Genomic DNA, 18,005 nt, shown 5'->3' with positions numbered 1-18,005 from the left:
TACCGGACGACAGGCCCTTGTGGCCTGCCAGAGCCGGGAATCGTCGCCTGCCAGGCGGTAGCTTTGCCAACGCAGGCCTCGTATGAAACGGCAACAAGACCTAAGCTGTGCGGTCTGCTTCGTAACGCGTTCTCATGCTCTCTTACCAACACGCCTATCACGCCGGCAATTTCGCCGACGTACACAAGCACCTGACGCTGTATACGTTGCTCCGCACGCTGCAGCGCAAGGAATCGGCCATCACGCTGGTCGACACCCACGCCGGCCGGGGGCTGTATCCACTGGCCGACAAGGCCATGCAGAAAAACGGCGAATATCGCAACGGCGTGGCCCGCCTGTGGGAGCAGCGCGATGCCGTGGCCGTGGATTCGCCGCTCGGCGACTGGATGGGGCGGCTCGCGACGTTGCAGGGCGGGGCCGTATTACGTCGCTATCCGGGCTCGCCCTGGTGGTTCGCCGATCTGCAGCGAAAACAGGACCAGCTCTCTCTGTTCGAACTGCACCCGGCCGAGCACCAGGCGCTCGAGGCCGAAGCGCTGTCCGCGGGCAAGCGCCAGCAGCGTCTGCATGCCGACGGGCTCGAAGGGTTGCGGAAAATGCTGCCCGTGAACACGCCGCGCCTGTGCGTGCTGATCGATCCCAGCTACGAGCTCAGGAATGAATACCAGGACGTCGCCAAGGCGCTGCGCCATATCGTGCGCAAGGCGCGCCACGCCGTGGTCGTCATCTGGTATCCGTTACTGGGCGCGCGGCGCCACGAACGCCTGTTGGCCAGTCTGCGCCAATCCGGTATTCCCAAGCTCTGGCATAGCGAACTGCGCCTCGGCACCCCGCCCGCCGAATACGGCATGCATGGCAGCGGGCTCGTTCTACTCAATCCGCCGTGGCAGCTCGATCAACGCCTGGACGATACGTTCAAGACGGTGGCGAAACTGCTCGGTGACGGCGCCAGCCATCGCAGTGCCTGGCTGACCGGGCAGGGAGCATGACCTATGGCAACGCCAGTCATACCCCGAGGCGCCGGTAGTTCAAGTTAGCGGGGATTCGAACCGGGATGCGCACCGAATCCGTCGTTCTGTTGATGTTTCTGATTGCGTCCGGGGTTGCGATTGCGGCGCGGCGTTTGAATATCCCGTACACCGTCGCGCTGGTGCCTGTCGGCCTGCTGCTGGGGGCCTTGCATCTGTTCAACGCGCCCGCGCTCACGCGGGAAATGCTGTTCCTGATCTTTCTGCCGGGCCTAGTGTTCGAGGCCGCGTTCCATATCCATTTCGAGAATCTTTGGCGGGATCGCCTGGCCGTTCTTGCGCTGGCGATTCCCGGTGTGCTGCTGGCCATTGCCCTGACCGCGGCGCTACTTGTTTTCGCCGGGGCGCTGACGTCGTATCTGCCCCATGTGGGATGGGCGCTTGCGCTGCTTTTCGGGGCCGCAATCGCGGCCACCGATCCCATCTCCGTGGTGGCCCTGTTCCGTGAACTGGGCGCGCCGGCCCGGCTGACGTTGCTCGTGGAAGGCGAAAGCCTGCTCAACGACGGCACGTCCATCGTCTTTTTCTCGTTGATACTCGCGGTGCTGATGGGACAGGTTCCCTCCGGCGGCGCCCTGGTGGTCGATTTCGCGCGCGAAGTCGGTGGCGGCGTCGTCGTGGGGTTGGCTATCGGTCTGGCGGCGTCGCAGGTGGTTCGCTATGTGGACGCCGCGATGGTGGAAGTCATGCTGATGACCGTCGCCGCGTACGGCTCCTTCCTGGCCGCCGATCAGCTCGGGGTATCGGGCGTGATCAGCACCGTGGCGGCCGGCCTGGTCTGCGGCAACTACGGTGCGCGCCGGGGCATGTCGCCCACGACCTATATCGCGGTCCGCACGTTCTGGGATTACCTCGGGTTCGCGCTGAACTCACTCATCTTTCTGTTCATGGGGTTCGCGATCCATCTGCGGACGCTTCTGGAGATCTGGCCGATCATCGTAGTGGCCTATCTCGCGGTCACACTGGCCCGCGGTCTGGTGATTTTCGGTATATCCGGCGTGCTGGCGATGACCCGGGCGCGTATCCCGCGGGCCTGGACGCTGGTGCTCACCTGGGGCGGGCTGCGCGGCGCGTTGTCGATGGTGTTGGTCCTGAGCCTTCCGGACACGCTGCCGCTACGCAATCTCATCGTCAATATGGTCTTCGGCGTGGTGCTGGTCTCGATCCTCGTGCAGGGCCTGACGATGACTCCGCTCGCGCGCTGGCTCGGTGTGGTCAGCGGTGGCGGCGCGCTCCGCGACTACGAACTCGCACGCGCGCGCCGCCACCTGGCCGACGCGGTGCTTGCCGAGATCAGCGGCTTGCAGCACGGCCGACTCGTCGAACCGGAGGCGCTGGATGCCGTGAAAGCCGAATACGAGCAGCGCGCCAGCGAAGCCGAAGCGCAGATGACCCAGGCCGAACTCGACCGCGAACATCTGTTGCGTCAGGAGACCGTCGGTGTCCGGCGGCGGTTGCTGTTATTCGAGCGCCAACGCCTGCGCGAGGCACGAGACCGCGATCTGGTGGGCGAGGAGGTCTACAATCAGTTGCTCGCCGACGTCGATGCTCGCCTGCTGGCCTGCGACAACGGCCACGTCAGCGAGCAGGCCAGCTGACTGGCCGCGGCCTGTAGCGGCAGAGACACGAACAGTAATAACCAGGGGCCCGGGATGACCCGCCCGACGCCGGATGGGCCCGCTACCGCGTTGGCGTGCCGGCCATGAAAACGGCCCGCGTCACCGCGGGCCGCCGGGCCGGGGCGTCTGCCTGCGGATCAGGCCACCCGGGATTGGCGTTCATCGGTTTCGGCTTGTTCGGCCGGCGCCGAATGGCGGATGAGATAGTCGAAGGCGCCCAGTGAAGCCGTGGCGCCTTCGCCCATGGCGATGACGATCTGCTTGTAGGGCACGGTCGTCACGTCGCCCGCAGCAAACACGCCGGGCACCGAGGTCTGGCCGCGTTCGTCGGTGATGATCTCGCCGCGATCGGTCATATCGACCACGCCCTCGAGCCAATCGGTGTTCGGGATCAGGCCGATCTGGACGAACACGCCTTCCAGCGCGATCTCGTGCCGCTCGTCCGTGCCACGGTCCAGATACTTCAGACCGGTGACCTTCTTGCCGTCGCCGACCACTTCCGTGGTGTGGGCGTGGGTGAGGATGGAGACGTTGGACAGGCTGTGCAGCTTGCGCTGCAGCACCGCATCCGCCCGCAGTTCGTCTTCGAACTCGATGAGTGTGACGTGCTTGACGAGACCGGACAGATCAATCGCCGCCTCGACGCCGGAGTTGCCCCCGCCGATCACCGCCACATGCTTGCCCTTGTACAGCGGGCCGTCGCAATGCGGGCAGTAGGCCACGCCGCGGTTGCGGTATTCGGCTTCGCCCGGCACCTGCATCTGCCGCCAGCGCGCGCCGGTTGAAAGAATCACCGAACGCGAGCGCAGGGTGGCGCCGGAATCGAGTTTCACCTCGAACAGTTCGCCCGGCACGAGTTCGGCCGCGGTCTGCGGCTTCATGATGTCCACGTCGTAGGACAGCACATGCTGTTCCAGCTGGGTCGCGAGTTTCGGGCCTTCGGTTTCGGGCACGGAGATGAAATTCTCGATCCCCGCGGTATCGAGCACCTGTCCGCCGAAACGGTCGGCCACCACGCCGGTCCGAATGCCCTTGCGAGCGGCATAGATCGCGGCCGAGGCGCCGGCCGGTCCGCCGCCGACCACGAGCACATCGAAGGCGTCCTTGGCATCGATTTCGGCGGCATCGCGCTCGGCGGCGCTGTCGTCGATGCGGTTGACGATCTCTTCCAGGCTGATGCGGCCGGAGTGGAACGGCTCGCCGTTCAGGAAGATCGTCGGCACCGCCATCACCTCGCGAGACTCGACCTCATCCTGGAAATGGGCGCCATCGATCATGGTGGCGCGCACATTGGGATTCAGGACCGCCATCACGTTGATGGCCTGCACCACATCCGGGCAGATCTGGCACGACAGCGAGATATATGTCTCGAAGTGGAACTCGCCGTCGAGATTCTCGATCTGGGCGATCACCGACTCGCTCGCCTTGACCGGATGACCGCCGGCCTGGAGCAGGGCCAGCACCAGCGAGGTGAATTCGTGGCCGGTGGGAATGCCGGCAAAGCGGATATGCATGTCGCTGCCGGCGCGACGGACGTTGAACGAGGGTTTGCGCTCGTCGTCATCGCGCGATTCGTGCAGGGCGATCTTCGGCGACAGAGCCGCGAGCTCCTCGAGCATCGACAACATGTCGGCCGAGCCCTTGCCGTCATCGACCGATGCCACGATTTCGATGTCGTGCGCGATCTTGTCGAAGTGCGCGGTCAACTGTTGCTTGATGTTGTCATCCAGCATGAAAGGGTCGCTCCATTACTGCGAAAGCGACCGGCCACGCCGGGCCGGCCGCGGGGAACCGGAAAGGGTTCGCTATCGACTGGTCAGATCTTGCCGACCAGATCCAGCGATGGGTTCAGCGTTTCTTCGCCTTCCTTCCACTTGGCCGGGCAGACCTCGTCCGGGTGGGCGGCCACGTACTGCGCGGCGCGCACCTTGCGCAGCATCTCGTTGGCGTCGCGGCCAATGCCTTCGTCGTTGACCTCGAACAGCTTGATCTGGCCCTCGGGGTTGATCAGGAAGGTCCCGCGCAGGGCCACGCCTTGATCCTCGACCATCACCTGGAAGTTGCGGGCGAGGGTGCCCGTCGGGTCGCCGATCAGTGGGTACTGCACCTTGCTGATGGCATCCGAGGTGTCGTGCCAGGCCTTGTGCGCGAAGTGGGTATCGCAGGAGATGCCGTAGACCTCCACGCCGCGCGAGGAAAACTCCTCGTACAGGTCCGCCAGGTCCTCCAGTTCGGTCGGGCACACGAACGTGAAGTCGGCGGGGTAGAAGCACAGCACAGACCAATGCCCTTGCAACGTCTCCTCAGTGACCTCGACGAATTCACCGTTATGGTAAGCGGTAGCCTTGAAGGGTTTGACGAACGTATTGATCAGCGACATATCCACTCCTGTAATGCGAACGGACTAAAACGAAGGTCGTATTCTGGCGTGAATTCGGCGCAAGATTAAATCTATTATTAGAATAAAATCAATAGCGTTAACCTATAATCGAGCGAGCAATACAATGCCGCGCGTCCAAACGTGCGCATGTTCGCGAGGTAATCGCGGCGTTTGTCGAGAATGGTGCGCACAACAGCGAGGGCGGCGGGATTCACCGACGTTCAGTTCACCACCACCCACCATATGGAACGCACGTTGGACGATGGAACCACACGCGCCTTCCCGATCGTTCTGGCCGTGGGTGCCTGGCCGGCCTAAAGCGCGCGGGCCACAGTCGAGCCTCGGTCATGCCGGTGGGCTCCGCCGCATCAACACAACAGCCGAGCGAAGCAGGGGGCATGCGTCTCTCGCAGGGTATGGTATGTGTTTTGACTTATGCGATACGGTTCATCCCGACCGCAGGACTGGCGCGCGAATCCACAACGCCGATCGGCTGCGCTTGGTGACGGCGATCCTGCGGGTTGCATACAGTCGAGGATCGGACTGTCGAGCTTCGCAGCGCAAGACCCGAATGCGTGGCCGGCGGGCGAGGCTCGTGGGCCGGGGTTATTCCAGGTCGGCCGTATCCGGGCTTCTTTCAAGATAATCCTGTTTCGAGCGTAATGTGTTATGAGTCGTAGTCGTTTTTATACCTTGCGTTTTTCCTGCCCGGATAGCACCGGCATTGTCGCGCGTGTTGCCACCTTCATTGCCGAGCATGGCGGCTGGATTCTGCGCTCCAGCCAGCATTCCGACGAGGAGTCCGGTCGCTTCTTCATGCGGGTCGAAGTGCGGGCCGACTCACTGCCGTTCCAGCTGGACGCACTGCAGCGGCGCTTTGCATCGCTCGCGCGGGAAATGGACATGGACTGGCATATCAGCGATAGCGCGGTCAGAAAGCGCGTGGTGATCCTGGTATCGCGGCAGATGCATTGCCTCTACGATTTGCTGGAGCGTTGGCAGTCGGGTGAGTTGGACATCGACATCCCCTGTGTAATTTCCAACCACGAGGATGCGCGCGGGCTGACCGAATGGCACGATATTCCATTCCACCACGTGCCGATCGACAAGTCCGACAAGGCGGCCGGTTTCGCCGAAATCGAGCGGTTGTTCGAAGAGGCCGAAGGCGAAGTGATGGTTCTCGCGCGCTTCATGCAGATCCTGCCCGCCTCGCTCTGCGAGCGCCTGCGCGGGCGGGTGCTGAACATCCACCACAGCTTTCTACCCAGCTTCGTCGGCGCCGCCCCGTATCTGCAGGCCTATCGACGGGGTGTGAAGCAGGTCGGCGCCACCTGCCATTACGTCACCGCCAAACTGGATGACGGGCCGATCATCGATCAGGATGTCACCCGCGTGGACCATACCGACTCCGTGCGCGATCTGATCCGCTACGGCAAGGATATCGAAAAGGCGGTGCTCGCCCGTGGCCTGCGACACCACCTGGAAGATCGGGTCATGATCAGTGGCAAGCGCACCATCGTGCTTTAGAGCCCGGCGCAAACCAGCGGCTTATCGCTCTATCGCGGTCGCGGCCTCGCGCCGGCGACAGCTCCCGGATTCATGTAAACGGGGCTTAGAGAGGGGCGCATACCGGCGCGAGCGTATGACCGAATTTGCTAGGCTTCAGCGTCATTATCGAATCTGTAATTCATATACTCCGCTAAACTCGGCTGTGGGTTTTCTCGAAGAAGCGCCTTGATCCAGGCCTTACTCTCAAAATCAATGACGCGGAGTTCGTGAACACAAGCTAAGGCCGGCATTTCTTGCTCAGCAGAGATTGATTTCGGCTCATCCCATGGCGAAGAAAACAACTTGTGAAAAAGAATGTCCCCGTGCTCCCACCAGTCCAAGAGAAACCAGTTACGCAAGGTACTACGGTGGATAATTAAAAAACCGACGCCATAGCGATGTCGGTTTACGGCCGGGCTTGGAAGATAGCCGGGAATGGCTTGGATCACCGTATCGATAAGCTCATCCGATACGACGGAAAGCCCATAGACCTTCAAACGCCAATCATAAGCGTCGAGTTGCCGAATGAATCTCACCGGCCGTTTTACGTAGGGCTCAAACGTACTCATCGAGACAAACTCCGTTTCGCCGAACGTGACGCTGCGCGGAAATCGTCCGGCAACCGTGACGGGTTATGGATTTACTCGTAGTGGCTCCAGAGCCGGAGCACTTTGACCACTCGCTCGTTTTCGAGCACTTGGTATACCAGGCGATGCTGAATGTTGATGCGGCGTGAATAAGCCCCAGCAAGATCGCCAATGAGCTTTTCGAACGGAGGCGGCTTGCGGTAGGGGTCTTCCGCGATCAGTGTCAGTAATTCCTGGGCCTTTGGCTTGAGGGCGCTGGAGGCAAGTTTCCTTGCGTCTTTCTGTGCTTGCTTGGTGTAAACCAGCTTCCATGTCACCAGTCGAGCTCCGCATCGCATCCATCCACGGGGGTATTCATCCCCTCACGAATAGACTCGCGCATACCGGGCACGGAGAGCAGGTAAAGCGTTTCCTGAATGGCCGACCAGTCATCTTCGGATACCAAAACGGCTCTGTTCCGCTTACCCATGATGACGATTGGTTCGTGGGATTCGGCGGTCTCATCTATCAACCGATAAAGGTTGCTACGCGCCTCAGTTGCTGTGATTCCGGTCATGACACACCTCTTGCGTGTTCGGCTTTCATCAACTGTACGCCTTCGGGTACGTACGTCAAGGCGAACGCTTTGCAGCGTGCCGACGGTCGAGTACATCGGAGCGGCGCAGCGTGTGGAGGGAAGGCAAAGTGCGGCAGCGCTTTAGGCGGTCCGCGGCAGGGCGCCTTTATATTGCATTCCGCTCTAACTGCAATTCCAGATTCTTGAGGTCGCCGAGAACCCAAACGTCACTGATTAGATGGCCAGTGAATGTAAACAGCGCACAGCCGTGCCACTCGACTCGCTTACCGGTCGGCGAAAAGCCCATGAAATCGCCTTTATGTATGCCGGTAAACAGCATTTTCGCGAAGACCTTGTTGTCCTCGGAAACAAGTTGTTGAGTGATACAGCGATAATCGCCCAGCGCTTCGTGGACCATGTCGACGTACTGCGCAAAGCCATCGTGGCCTTTCTTTTCCTGGCCAAGCGAGCCACGGAACGTAAATGACTCATGGAGCACGGATGGGATCGCAGATTTATCATGCGCGTCCCATAACACTTCGTAGAACCTTCGAACCTGGCCTGTATTGGACATGGACATTACGCCGAAGTCAGTTGCCGCCGAGGCAGGCGAGGCCTGTGGCCGTTTCCTCAGCTGAGCAGCCGGCCGGCGGCGTAGGCCGCGGCCAGAGCCAGGGCGATGGCGAGCGCCCTGGCGAGTGTTCGTTGTCGGCGCCGTTGATGCCGGCGCAGGAGGGCAGCCAGCTTGGCGTCGAGCCGTTTCAGTCGTGCGGGCGCGCGCTCGGCGGGCACCGAGAAATCGTTGGCCACGTCGCCTTGCCAATGTGGGGTGTGGGTCATGCCGAGGTTGGCCCGCAGGCGGCCGAGTTCGCCGAGCAGGCGGTGCAGGTCATCGTATTGCTGGCGTCGGGCCGGGTCGCCCAGGACGCGCCGGGCGTCGGTCTGGAGCGCGCGGTTGTCGCAGCGCGCGGCGCTGCGGGCGATGGCCCGTCGGGCCGCGTTTGCCGGAATGCCCAGACGACGGTAGAGATCGCGCATAGCGGGGTCAGACCGGCCTCATAAGATATTCGTAGGCATCCTTGATGCGCAGGAAACGCCGCGAGGCGATCGCCATGCGCAGCTCGCCCTGGCCGTGGAAGCGGTCCGGGTGGTGGCGTTGCGCCAGGCGGCGATAGGCGCGCTTGATTTCCGGCGGCGAGGCCGTCTCGTCCAGCTCAAGGACTTTCAGGGCCAGGCGGATGCGGTGGTTGGGCCGGGCGGCCGCGCTGGCTTCGTCGCGCTGTTGCTGGCGGTGCTGCTCCTCCTCCTGCCGTCGATGCGAGTGCTCCTCGCGCCGGGCGTCTTCCTGGCGGGCCTGTTGCTGCCGCGCCCGCTCCTGACGCGCCTGTGCCTCTGCCTGGCGGGCGCGCGCCCTGGTTTGTTCCCGGGCCCGGCGGTGCGCCCGCCAGCGTCGCCGGGCGCGGACGACCTGACGGCGGCGGCGCCGACGCCAGTTCTGCCAGGCCGGCCGCCGCGCCGCTGTGGCTTCGGCGTCACCGGTTTGCCAATATGCCGCGCAGCTGGGGTCGCCCGGTGATGTCAGGGCGCTGCCCGTGACTTCCTGGAAGATTTGTGCGAAGACCGCGGACGTGGCCGCCGACAGGTCGGCCAGAAAACGCAGAATATGATGGTTGCGCGGGCTGAGCTCGCCGGCGCTGGTGGCGAGGCCGATCGCCTGGCGCAGCAGGGGGTGCAACGGCGTATCGTGGCCTTCGGCACGCAATACTTCGGCGGCGAGCTGGATAGCGGCGGAATCGCCACTCGAGGCGATCGCCAGCAAGGTATCGAGATCGTCCGTATGCCGGTAGCTGCCGGCCAACCCTTCCAGATAGCGCCGGTCCTCTTCCAGCGCGATGCGCTTGTTGACGAACACCCATGCCAGCAACAGCAGCGACGCCGTATCCCACTGGCGATGCGTTCGCAGCAACATGAGCTCGAAAGCGGAAAAGCGTGAACGGCGCATCGTATTCTTGGTTTCCGACTCTGGATATCCCCTGGCTCGTTGGGGCGGCGGGCCTGGTTTGATGACTCCATCAGCCTCACGGCAGTCCCGCCATGACCGCCATGACACCAGCAGTCAGTTTAAGACACCCCCAAAGGGAGTGTAAGTGGTACGCGCCTGTCATGCCGAAATGCCCGCGCAAGCCGCTGTCGGACCGGAGCCGCCGGGGCGGGCGGGAACGCCGCTTCCTGCCGGCGGCCCCGGCGCGAACGACCCGGCGGGTTTATCCGCCCTTCAGCAGCCCGGTAAAGAAATGCGTCGCATTGACCTGCAAATGGTCGACGTCGTATCCGCCTTCCTGGATCACACAAATCGGTTTGCCGGTCGCCGCCAGCAGCGCGCCCATCTTCTGGAAGCCTTCGGAGGTGACGGACACCTTGGCCTGCGGGTCTTCGTAGTAGGTATCGAAGCCCAGAGCAACAACGATGACGTCGGCCTCGAACAGGCGGATAGCGGTGAGGGCTTGGTCGAATTTTTCGAAGAAGAAGCGCTCGCTGGAACCGTGCGGCATGGGCAGGTTGAGGTTGAAGCCGTAGCCGCGGCCGGCGCCGCGTTCTTCTTCGTAGCCGCTGACGACGGGATAGAAGTTGGTGGGATCGCCGTGGATGGAGACGTAGAGCACGTCGTCGCGTTCCCAGAAGATTTCCTGCACGCCCTGGCCGTGGTGCATGTCGGGATCGAGCACGGCGACCTTGTCGTAGGTTTCGCGCAGGTAATTGGCGGCGATGGCGGCGTTGTTCAGGAAGCAGAAGCCGCCGGCGGCGTCCGGGCGGGCGTGGTGGCCCGGCGGGCGGCACACAGCGTAGGCGGCTTTCTGGCCGGCGGCGATATCGTCGGCGGCGGACAGGGCGCACTGGGCGCTGGTGTAGGCGGCCTTCCAGGTATTCGGGCCGATGGGCGAGCTGCCGTCGGCGATGTAGAAGGCGGTCTCCGCGAGGATGCCCTTCATCGGGTTGCCTTCGCGCACGTAGATGTTGGACATCACTTCCTCGCCCCAGTCTTCCGGCCAGCGGCGGTGGGCGGATTCCAGATAGCGGAGATAGCCCATGTCGTGGACGGCCGAAATGGGGTTCATGCCGTGGTCGCGCGGCGTATCGAGCTCGACGCCCAGGCCTTTCAGCGCGGCCAGCAGGGGCGGAATACGCGCCGGCACTTCCTGCGGCGAGCGCATGGCGCCGCGGGTGAGATAGCTCTTGGGGTGGTGCTGGTTCTGGGTTTCGTCGAAGTAGGCTTTCACAGGGCGGGTCCGTTGCCGAGGTGGATTTGGCGGCCTTGCCTGGCCGCTGAATGAAACGCGTGTAGGCAACATACGCTTTGGGTGTTTGGGGCTGCAATGGGGTGATTGGGCCCGGGTTTTAATTGCGTGGCGAAACGCTGAGGCGTGGGCGTTTCGGCGGTTGGGATGTTGCCTTGATGACGGGCCTGGGATTCGGGTTCGCGCTGTTGGTTGTGCGGTGTGCCGGATTGGTTATTGGTGGGGCGGTCCGTAGGGGCGGTGTTTGTTTCTGGTCACGGGGTGGGGCGCGTTTGGTTTCGCGCTGCGCTTCGGTGTGGGGTTCTTCGTTTGCGTGCCCACACGAAGGAATCAATAAAAGGGCACTCGGACACGGCGCCGGCTACGCCGGTGCAGTCCGATGGTCGCGCCGCTTAACGGGGCGGAATACGAGCGCGACTGCCATGCGTACGGAATCAGGCTTGAGCTTGCCCGTCGGATTACGCTTCGCTAATCCGACCTGCATGGCTGCGCTCAAGGGAGCCCGAATACAGATGCGGCGTGCGAGGTATGCGGGGTGGGGTCTGTATTCGGGCCCGTCTGAGGCGACGGAGACGCGCAGCGGCGACGGGTGTCCGGCGCACGGCGCCGGTGCGGCAAGATGTTTGAGGACGGCCAAAGCCGTCCGAGTTTTTGCCGCATCCCGTCGTCGCGAGCATCGGAGTGTACCGGCGTAGCCGGCGCCGATGCGGGTGTCGTTTCCTTTGCTTCCTTTCGTTTGGACAAGCAAACGAAAGGGAGTCGCACATCAGTGCGAAACCCCAAGCCAGATGCATTCGGAATAGCTGATTCAGTACGCCGTAGAGGTGTAATCGCCTGAAATCACGACGCCGTTTTCCGACCGGTCTTAGTAAACCCGACCAGAAAACCCCGAACAACAAACACAAAAAAAGCGGCCCGAAGGCCGCCTCTCAGTACTCGTGAAGCGTCGAAGCCGATCAGTCGGCGCTCGGCACCGTCTGCAACTCCACGTACTCCATCAGACCATCATGACCGCCTTCACGGCCGATGCCCGACTGCAGCATGCCGCCGAACGGCGCGTGCGCTGCCGGGCCGGTGCCGGTGTTGTGCCCGCAGTGGCCGAAGTGCAGGTGGGCGATGATCTTGTGGGCGCGCCTCGCGTCCTTGCCGAAGACGTAGGAGGCCAGGCCGAACTCGGTCTGGTTGGCGAGCTTGAGCGCTTCGTCATCGGTGTCGAACTTGATCAGCGGCACCAGCGGGCCGAAGGTTTCGTCGGTGCAGCACTTCATGTCGTGCGTGACCTGGGTGATCACCGTCGGTGCGTAGAACAGGCTCTTGCCGGAGTCCAGTTCGTCCGGGTTCTTGCCCACTTCCAGCTGGGCGCCCTTGGCCAGCGCATCCTGCACGTGGTCCTTGACCTTGTCGAAGCCGGCGGCATTGATCAGCGGTCCGACGTCGACGTCTTCGTCCATGCCGTCGCCGACCTTGAGCGCCTTGACGCGGTCGATGACTTTTTTCGAGAACGCGTCGTAGACCGACGATTGCACGTAGATGCGGTTGGCGCAGACACAGGTCTGGCCGCCGCCGCGGAATTTGTTGGCGATGAGGTGATCGGCCGCCGAGTCCAGGTCGGCGTCGTCGAGCACGATGAACGGCGCGTTGCCGCCCAGCTCGAGGCCGAGTTTCTTGACCCAGTCCTTGGACTGTTCGATCAGCAGCTGGCCGACGCCGGTGGAGCCGGTGAACGAGATCATGGGTACGTCAGGCGAGCTCATCAGTTCGCCGCCGATGTCCTTGGAGCTGCCCATCACGAGGTTGACCATGCCGCGGGGCAGGTCGAGCCGTTCGTGCATGAGCTGGAACATGGCGATCATGGTCAGCGGCGTTTCGGTGGCCGGCTTGGTCACCGTCGGGCAGCCGGCAGCAATCGCCGGGGCGATCTTCTTGGCGATCATGCCGATGGGGAAGTTCCAGGGCGTGATCAGGCCGGCCACGCCGATGGCGCGCTTGTGGACCGTCCAGGTGCAGTTCTTGGCTTTTTCGGGCAGGACTTCCGGCGCCAGGGCCTGTTCCATCATGCCGGCGTGGTAGTCGAAGAAGCTGGCGGCGTATTCGACTTCGCCCTGGGCTTCCTTCCACGGCTTGCCGTGCTCCAGACACAGGATGCGGCCGATCTCTTCCTTTTCGGCGATCAGCGCGTCGCGCATGTCCTCGAGCCATTCGCGGCGCGTGGCCACGTCGGGCACGTTGGGCAGGGCGGCCTTGGCCGCGGCGATCGCGCGCTGGGTTTCATCGGCCACCATGTACGGCACGTCGGCAAGCCGTTTGCCGTTGGCCGGGTTGAGCACTTCGGCGGTTTCTTTCGAGTCGGCCTCGACCCACTGGCCGTCGATGTAACCCGCGACATGTTTGAGCAGATACGATTCGATCATTTGCAGTCCTTTGCTTGGTCAGGGGTCGGCGATCAGCCCGCCGCATTCTTTCGTGCCTCGAAGATCGGGGACGCACGGCCCGTTTTCAATCGTTTTCAGTCGTCGGCGCGCATCAGCCGCCGCCCGGGGCATAACCATGGCGCTTACTCACCTGATTGAACAGCGACTCGCCCGCACGCCAGCGTTCGAGATTGTCCAGGAACTGATCCATCAGCGCTTCACGCCAGCCGATGAAATCACCCGCCATGTGCGCGGAAATGAGGACGTTGTCCATATCCCAAAGCGGATGGTCGGCGGGCAGCGGTTCGGTCTCGAATACATCGAGCGCGGCGCCGGCGATTTCTCCAGCCACGAGTGCGGCGACCAGGTCTTCGGTGACCACGATCGGGCCCCGGCCGATGTTGATGAAGCGCGCATGATGCGCCATGGCGGCGAAGCGCGGCGCATCGAACAGGCCTTCGGTGGATTCGGTCAGCGGCGCGGCGACCACGACATAATCGGCATTGGGCAGCAGGGCGTCGAGATCGTCCTGGGCGTGGATCCGGTCGAACACCTCGTTACCGTCCTTCGCGCGCCGTGCCACCCCCGACACCTGCATGCCGGCGGCCCGGCACAGGCGACCGATACTGTGGCCGATGGAGCCGGCGCCGACCACCAGCACGCGTTTGGTCTCGATGGTTTCGGTATCGCGATGCACCCAGCGGTGCTGCTGCTGGTAGCGCAGGTTGTTCGCACTGTCCTTGGCGAACATCAGAATCTGCGCGAGCACATATTCGGCGATGTTGCGGTCGAAGATGCCCTGGGCGTTGGTGACCGGGATCTCGGACGCCACCAGCGCATCGAACATGAGCTGGTCGACGCCGGCGCTGGTGGCGTGGATCCATTCCAGGCGGTCGGCGGTATCCCAGGCGGCTTCGAGCGCGTCGGTGCGGAAATCGGTGACCACCAGGATACGGCTGCCGGGCAGGGCGGCACGCAGACTGGCCTCGTCGTGCGCGAGGGCCACGTCCGCGTGCTCGCGCAGACGCTCGACACCGGGCGGGCCATCGGGCGCATCGCTCAATACCGTGATGCGCAGGGCGGCGGAATCATGCGCGCCGCGGCTCGAATCGGCCCGGTTGTCTGCCATGTTGTGATCGCCGCGAGCGACGCGGATTCGGTGAATAGTCAAGCCACGGTACCCAGCGCCCGGAGCACGCGTCAACACGGTTTGTCACTCGTGGTGAAAACACCGCTTGACCGGGGCTGTGGGGGTGCCTACGCTCGAATCGATATCCCCCGGGAATGTCCCTGGTAGTCGCCACCAAGAGGTTGTCATGGCTGTGAATCTGGAATCCAGCGAGCAGGTTCTGCCGCCGGAACCCGGCAAGCGTTATGTCCGCGATCGGATGGTCTGGAATCCGGCCATGCACGCGATCCCGATTTCGGGCATCCGGCGCATGGTCAACCGGGCCGCGGAGCTGGACGACGTGGTGCATCTGTCGATCGGCCAGCCGGACTTTCCGACTCCGCAGCACATCATCGACGCGCATATCCATGCGCTGCAGAACGGCCAGACCGGCTACACCATGGATGCGGGCCTGCCGGAGCTGCTCACGGCGTTGAAGGAGTACTACAACGCCAAGTACCGCAGCACGCTCGACGAGGACAACTTCCTGGTCACCACGGGGGCGACGGAAGGCATCTATCTGATGATCACCGCCATGGCGGCGCCCGGGCGCGAGTTCATCATCGCCGACCCGACGTTTTTGCTGTACGCACCGCTGATCCGCATGAACGGTGGCCAGGTGCGCACGGTGCCGACCAAGGCCAGCGAAGGCCATCAGATCGATCCCCAGCGGATCATCGACATGATCGGGCCGAACACGCACGCCATCATCCTCAATTCGCCGTCGAACCCGACCGGCACGGTCTATCCGCGCGAGACCATCGAGTGGTTGTGCCAGGAAGCGGCCTACCGCGGCGTGGAGATCCTCTCGGACGAGGTGTACGACAACCTCATTCTCGACGATATCGACTACCCGAGTGTGCTGTCCTGCGCGATCGATCTCGACGGCGTGGCTGTGGTCTCGAGTTTCTCCAAGACCTACGCCATGCCCGGGCTGCGCGTGGGCTGGATCGTGGCCGACCAGAACACCATTCGCACGCTGCGCCGTTATCACATGTTCACGACCACGGTGGCGAGTACGCCGGCACAGTGGGCGGGTGTGGCCGCGCTCTACGGGGACCAGTCCTGCATTACGGAAATGGTCACCGAATACGCGCGTCGTCGCGACCGCGTGGTCGATCTGGTGAGCGACATGCCCGGCCTGACCGGCTACTGGCCACAGGGCGCGTTCTATATCGCGCCGTCGCTGCCGACCGGTGTGGATGCCGGCAAGCTCGCCATGCGCATGCTGGAGGAAACCGGTGTCTGCGTGATTCCGGGCGATGCCTTCGGCGAAGGCTCGTCCAATCTGCTGCGCATTTCCTACTCCACTTCCATGGACAAGATCGAGGAAGCGTTCGCGCGCATGCGGCCCTGGCTGGAACGCCAGCCGGAGTTCGCACGCTACGGCTGACGCGGCCCGCCATCGCGTGTTACGAAAAAGCCGTCCGGTTTCTCCGGGCGGCTTTTTTTCTTGGGCGCCCGGCTGACGACTCAGGAGGCGCTGGCGGCCGTCGACCCGCAACGCGCGGCCGGCGCGCCGTGCGCCTTCGCCACCGCCGGCATCTGCCTGTCGTAGCGCACGCGCACCGGATAAACCTTGCCCTGGTCGTTGTGCATATTGCCGATGCCGCGGTATTCCAGCAGGCGCTCGGTCCTGGGATCGTAGGTCAGCTTGAGCGAGGGCACGAAATTGCCGATCAGAAACATGTTCAGCTCGACCTTGAAGTTCACCGCCGGCCGACCCTCGAAGGTGGTGTTGCCGGTCTTGTAGGCCTTGAGGTCGAGCACCGACTGGCGCCCGGCGACCACGAAATTGAAGGTGAACGTCTGGCCGCTGTTCAGGTCGTCGAAGTGCTGCTGCACCAGCGGATTGAATCCGGAATCGGCGGCCATCGGTTCGTCGATGGTGAACGCCTTGGTCTGGGTCTTTGCATCGGCTGATTCGCGCTTGAACATCGTCCAGCGGCCATTGTGGTGCCGGATGCCTTCCGCGTAGCCGGATTTTGGCATCACCATGCGATAGGTGGGCACGGTCGGGTTGGCCGAGAAATTCATGTGTTTCCTGGCGATGACCTGCCCGTGCGTGCCGATATAGGTCACGTTCCAGGTCGTGATCCGGCCGTGGCTACGCCTGACTTCGTGGTGCTCGGTGTAACGGTAGTCGCCGCCCTTGCGGGTGTAGGCGTAGCCGTTGAAGCAGGTCAGGCCGTTGTCGTTGACGTTGACGCGGTCGGCGTGGGGTTGCGCCAGTGCGGGCGCTGCCGCCGCGGCCCAGACCAGGGTAATGGCCAGCAAGGCGCTCGAAGTCAGATAAAGCGATCGGCGCATGGGGCGCTCCTTGGTTGTTATCCGCGCATCGCTTACGTACGCACGTCGTCCAGTGCCCGACGCGGCGTGAACAGATAATGGCCGACGCCCCATTCGTTGCCACCGCGATAACCGAACAATTCCGCCACGGCCATGAAGAACATGCGCCAGCGGTTGAACCAGCGTTCGGCATCGGCGTCGCCGTAGGTTTCACGCATCACGGCCATTATCGAATCGCGGTTGGCATCCATGCGGGCCAGCCAGGCATTGGCGGTATCGCGATAATGCGCGCCGGACAACCACCAGCTGTCGCGTAACAGCAGGTCCTGCTGGAAGTGGGCGAACAGGTGCTCGCTCGGCATGACGCCGCCGGTGAAGAAGTAACGCGCCATCCAGTCGCTGGCCGAGTCGTCGGTGAAACGATAGGCCAGATGCTTGTGCGCGAAGACATGCACGAACAGGCGGCCGTGGTCGTCCAGCCAGCGCGCACATCGGGCGAACAGCGCGCGGTAGTTGCGCATGTGTTCGAACATCTCGATCGACACGATCCGGTCGAACACCTGTTCGCCCGGGTCGAAGTGATTGATATCGCAGGTTTCGACCACGAGATTGTCGAGCCCGCGCTCGGCCGCGCGCGCCGCGATCCATTCGCGCTGGGTGTTCGAGTTGGACACCGCGCGAACGCTGGCATGGGGAAAACGCCGCGCCGCCCAGAGCGAGAACGAGCCCCAGCCGCAGCCGAGATCGAGGATGCGATGACCATCGCGCACCCGCGCCCGGTCGGCGGTCAGCGCCAGCATGGCGTGTTCGGCCGTATCGAGATCGTCGATACCGGGCTCGAACAGGCAGCCGCTGTATTTCAGGTGCGTGCCCAGGACCTGTTCGAAAAACGCGGGCGGCAGTTCGTAGTGCTGGGCATTCGCGTCGGCGGTGTGCTGGGCGATCGGCCCCGAGTTCGCGCGTTCGAGAAACGCGCGCATGGCTGCGTGGCGCTTGTCGGCGTTTTTCGCTTCCGGTGTCGCCAGTCGCTGGCCGATCAGGCGGCGCATGCCGGCGCGGGCGATGAAATCCGGGACGAGCCCGCGTTCGCAGGCCTCAATGGGCAGACTATCCAATCGCTCGG

Annotated in this window: 17 protein-coding genes; 4 read left to right on the top strand and 13 right to left on the bottom strand. The window is 63.3% G+C overall.

What is annotated here, in order from left to right; genetic code table 11:
* Positions 1 to 134: 134 nt before the first annotated feature.
* Together ACS8Y6_RS13140 and ACS8Y6_RS13135 are read left to right on the top strand one after the other, a co-directional pair.
* Positions 135 to 989 carry a 23S rRNA (adenine(2030)-N(6))-methyltransferase RlmJ gene (locus ACS8Y6_RS13140; RefSeq protein ID WP_440855726.1) on the top strand — a complete coding sequence of 285 codons (855 nt, stop codon included), beginning with the start codon at positions 135 to 137 and terminating at the stop codon, positions 987 to 989.
* Positions 990 to 1,054: 65 nt separating this feature from the next.
* Positions 1,055 to 2,626, top strand: coding sequence for a cation:proton antiporter (locus ACS8Y6_RS13135; protein ID WP_440855725.1), 1,572 nt, complete (start codon positions 1,055 to 1,057; stop codon positions 2,624 to 2,626).
* Positions 2,627 to 2,784: 158 nt separating this feature from the next.
* On the opposite strand, the gene ahpF is transcribed toward ACS8Y6_RS13135, so the two are convergent.
* Both ahpF and ahpC read right to left on the bottom strand, forming a co-directional pair.
* Positions 2,785 to 4,380, bottom strand: coding sequence for an alkyl hydroperoxide reductase subunit F (gene ahpF, locus ACS8Y6_RS13130; RefSeq protein WP_440855724.1), 1,596 nt, complete (start codon positions 4,378 to 4,380; stop codon positions 2,785 to 2,787).
* A gap of 83 nt (positions 4,381 to 4,463) precedes the next feature.
* On the bottom strand, positions 4,464 to 5,027 hold the full coding sequence (gene ahpC / locus ACS8Y6_RS13125) for an alkyl hydroperoxide reductase subunit C (protein ID WP_440849772.1): 564 nt from the start codon (positions 5,025 to 5,027) through the stop codon (positions 4,464 to 4,466).
* A 669-nt stretch (positions 5,028 to 5,696) separates the two neighbouring features.
* Between ahpC and purU the strand changes: the two genes are divergently transcribed.
* Entirely contained in the window at positions 5,697 to 6,554 is an 858-nt protein-coding gene (purU, locus tag ACS8Y6_RS13120) for a formyltetrahydrofolate deformylase (protein ID WP_440849773.1), read from the top strand.
* 128 nt (positions 6,555 to 6,682) lie between these two features.
* On the opposite strand, the gene ACS8Y6_RS13115 is transcribed toward purU, so the two are convergent.
* The 9 genes from ACS8Y6_RS13115 to ACS8Y6_RS13075 form a co-directional block, all read right to left on the bottom strand.
* A complete protein-coding gene (locus tag ACS8Y6_RS13115) occupies positions 6,683 to 7,144 on the bottom strand; it encodes a hypothetical protein (RefSeq protein WP_440849774.1) in 462 nt (153 codons plus the stop codon).
* Positions 7,145 to 7,215: 71 nt separating this feature from the next.
* The gene (locus ACS8Y6_RS13110; protein ID WP_440849775.1) at positions 7,216 to 7,479 is read right to left on the bottom strand and encodes a Txe/YoeB family addiction module toxin; all 264 of its coding nucleotides are present in this window, start codon (positions 7,477 to 7,479) and stop codon (positions 7,216 to 7,218) included.
* Positions 7,476 to 7,718, bottom strand: a complete 243-nt coding sequence (locus ACS8Y6_RS13105; protein WP_440849776.1) for a type II toxin-antitoxin system Phd/YefM family antitoxin — start codon at positions 7,716 to 7,718, stop codon at positions 7,476 to 7,478. The genes ACS8Y6_RS13110 and ACS8Y6_RS13105 overlap by 4 nt, the downstream gene beginning before the upstream one ends.
* Positions 7,719 to 7,884: 166 nt before the next feature.
* Positions 7,885 to 8,292, bottom strand: a complete 408-nt coding sequence (locus ACS8Y6_RS13100; protein WP_440849777.1) for an ester cyclase — start codon at positions 8,290 to 8,292, stop codon at positions 7,885 to 7,887.
* A 56-nt stretch (positions 8,293 to 8,348) separates the two neighbouring features.
* Positions 8,349 to 8,756, bottom strand: a complete 408-nt coding sequence (locus ACS8Y6_RS13095; protein ID WP_440849778.1) for a hypothetical protein — start codon at positions 8,754 to 8,756, stop codon at positions 8,349 to 8,351.
* A gap of 7 nt (positions 8,757 to 8,763) precedes the next feature.
* Positions 8,764 to 9,687, bottom strand: a complete 924-nt coding sequence (locus tag ACS8Y6_RS13090; protein ID WP_440849779.1) for a J domain-containing protein — start codon at positions 9,685 to 9,687, stop codon at positions 8,764 to 8,766.
* Positions 9,688 to 9,982: 295 nt separating this feature from the next.
* The gene (locus tag ACS8Y6_RS13085; protein ID WP_440855723.1) at positions 9,983 to 10,996 is read right to left on the bottom strand and encodes a histone deacetylase family protein; all 1,014 of its coding nucleotides are present in this window, start codon (positions 10,994 to 10,996) and stop codon (positions 9,983 to 9,985) included.
* A gap of 974 nt (positions 10,997 to 11,970) precedes the next feature.
* Positions 11,971 to 13,425, bottom strand: coding sequence for an NAD-dependent succinate-semialdehyde dehydrogenase (locus tag ACS8Y6_RS13080; protein ID WP_440855722.1), 1,455 nt, complete (start codon positions 13,423 to 13,425; stop codon positions 11,971 to 11,973).
* A 112-nt stretch (positions 13,426 to 13,537) separates the two neighbouring features.
* Positions 13,538 to 14,554: a D-2-hydroxyacid dehydrogenase gene (locus ACS8Y6_RS13075; protein WP_440855721.1), complete on the bottom strand. Its 1,017-nt coding sequence runs from the start codon at positions 14,552 to 14,554 to the stop codon at positions 13,538 to 13,540.
* A 187-nt stretch (positions 14,555 to 14,741) separates the two neighbouring features.
* Here ACS8Y6_RS13075 and ACS8Y6_RS13070 point away from each other — a divergent pair, with 187 nt between their 5' ends.
* Complete coding sequence (locus ACS8Y6_RS13070) at positions 14,742 to 15,986, top strand: pyridoxal phosphate-dependent aminotransferase (RefSeq protein WP_440855720.1); 1,245 nt, start codon at positions 14,742 to 14,744, stop codon at positions 15,984 to 15,986.
* Positions 15,987 to 16,066: 80 nt separating this feature from the next.
* Here ACS8Y6_RS13070 and ACS8Y6_RS13065 read toward each other — a convergent pair whose 3' ends face one another.
* Together ACS8Y6_RS13065 and ACS8Y6_RS13060 are read right to left on the bottom strand one after the other, a co-directional pair.
* Positions 16,067 to 16,903 carry a hypothetical protein gene (locus ACS8Y6_RS13065; RefSeq protein ID WP_440855719.1) on the bottom strand — a complete coding sequence of 279 codons (837 nt, stop codon included), beginning with the start codon at positions 16,901 to 16,903 and terminating at the stop codon, positions 16,067 to 16,069.
* A 32-nt stretch (positions 16,904 to 16,935) separates the two neighbouring features.
* Positions 16,936 to 17,997 (bottom strand): SAM-dependent methyltransferase, encoded by a 1,062-nt coding sequence (locus ACS8Y6_RS13060; protein WP_199678800.1) that lies wholly within the window; start codon positions 17,995 to 17,997, stop codon positions 16,936 to 16,938.
* Positions 17,998 to 18,005 lie beyond the last annotated feature (8 nt).

It is taken from the genome of Salinisphaera sp. RV14 (assembly GCF_052044135.1).
In the GTDB taxonomy this organism is placed as follows: Bacteria; Pseudomonadota; Gammaproteobacteria; order Nevskiales; family Salinisphaeraceae; genus Salinisphaera.
This window is presented reverse-complemented; position numbering and strand designations above follow the sequence as displayed.

What these genes read in the sequence shown, in the direction of transcription:
- ACS8Y6_RS13135 (WP_440855725.1), top strand. Translation starts at nt 1,055, where the DNA reads ATGCGCACCGAATCCGTCGTTCTGTTGATGTTTCTGATTGCGTCCGGG.
- purU (WP_440849773.1), top strand. Translation starts at nt 5,697, where the DNA reads ATGAGTCGTAGTCGTTTTTATACCTTGCGTTTTTCCTGCCCGGATAGC.
- ACS8Y6_RS13095 (WP_440849778.1), bottom strand. Translation starts at nt 8,756, where the DNA reads ATGCGCGATCTCTACCGTCGTCTGGGCATTCCGGCAAACGCGGCCCGA.
- ahpF (WP_440855724.1), bottom strand. Translation starts at nt 4,380, where the DNA reads ATGCTGGATGACAACATCAAGCAACAGTTGACCGCGCACTTCGACAAG.
- ACS8Y6_RS13140 (WP_440855726.1), top strand. Translation starts at nt 135, where the DNA reads ATGCTCTCTTACCAACACGCCTATCACGCCGGCAATTTCGCCGACGTA.
- ACS8Y6_RS13065 (WP_440855719.1), bottom strand. Translation starts at nt 16,903, where the DNA reads ATGCGCCGATCGCTTTATCTGACTTCGAGCGCCTTGCTGGCCATTACC.
- ACS8Y6_RS13070 (WP_440855720.1), top strand. Translation starts at nt 14,742, where the DNA reads ATGGCTGTGAATCTGGAATCCAGCGAGCAGGTTCTGCCGCCGGAACCC.
- ACS8Y6_RS13080 (WP_440855722.1), bottom strand. Translation starts at nt 13,425, where the DNA reads ATGATCGAATCGTATCTGCTCAAACATGTCGCGGGTTACATCGACGGC.
- ahpC (WP_440849772.1), bottom strand. Translation starts at nt 5,027, where the DNA reads ATGTCGCTGATCAATACGTTCGTCAAACCCTTCAAGGCTACCGCTTAC.
- ACS8Y6_RS13115 (WP_440849774.1), bottom strand. Translation starts at nt 7,144, where the DNA reads ATGAGTACGTTTGAGCCCTACGTAAAACGGCCGGTGAGATTCATTCGG.
- ACS8Y6_RS13075 (WP_440855721.1), bottom strand. Translation starts at nt 14,554, where the DNA reads ATGGCAGACAACCGGGCCGATTCGAGCCGCGGCGCGCATGATTCCGCC.
- ACS8Y6_RS13105 (WP_440849776.1), bottom strand. Translation starts at nt 7,718, where the DNA reads ATGACCGGAATCACAGCAACTGAGGCGCGTAGCAACCTTTATCGGTTG.
- ACS8Y6_RS13090 (WP_440849779.1), bottom strand. Translation starts at nt 9,687, where the DNA reads ATGTTGCTGCGAACGCATCGCCAGTGGGATACGGCGTCGCTGCTGTTG.
- ACS8Y6_RS13100 (WP_440849777.1), bottom strand. Translation starts at nt 8,292, where the DNA reads ATGTCCAATACAGGCCAGGTTCGAAGGTTCTACGAAGTGTTATGGGAC.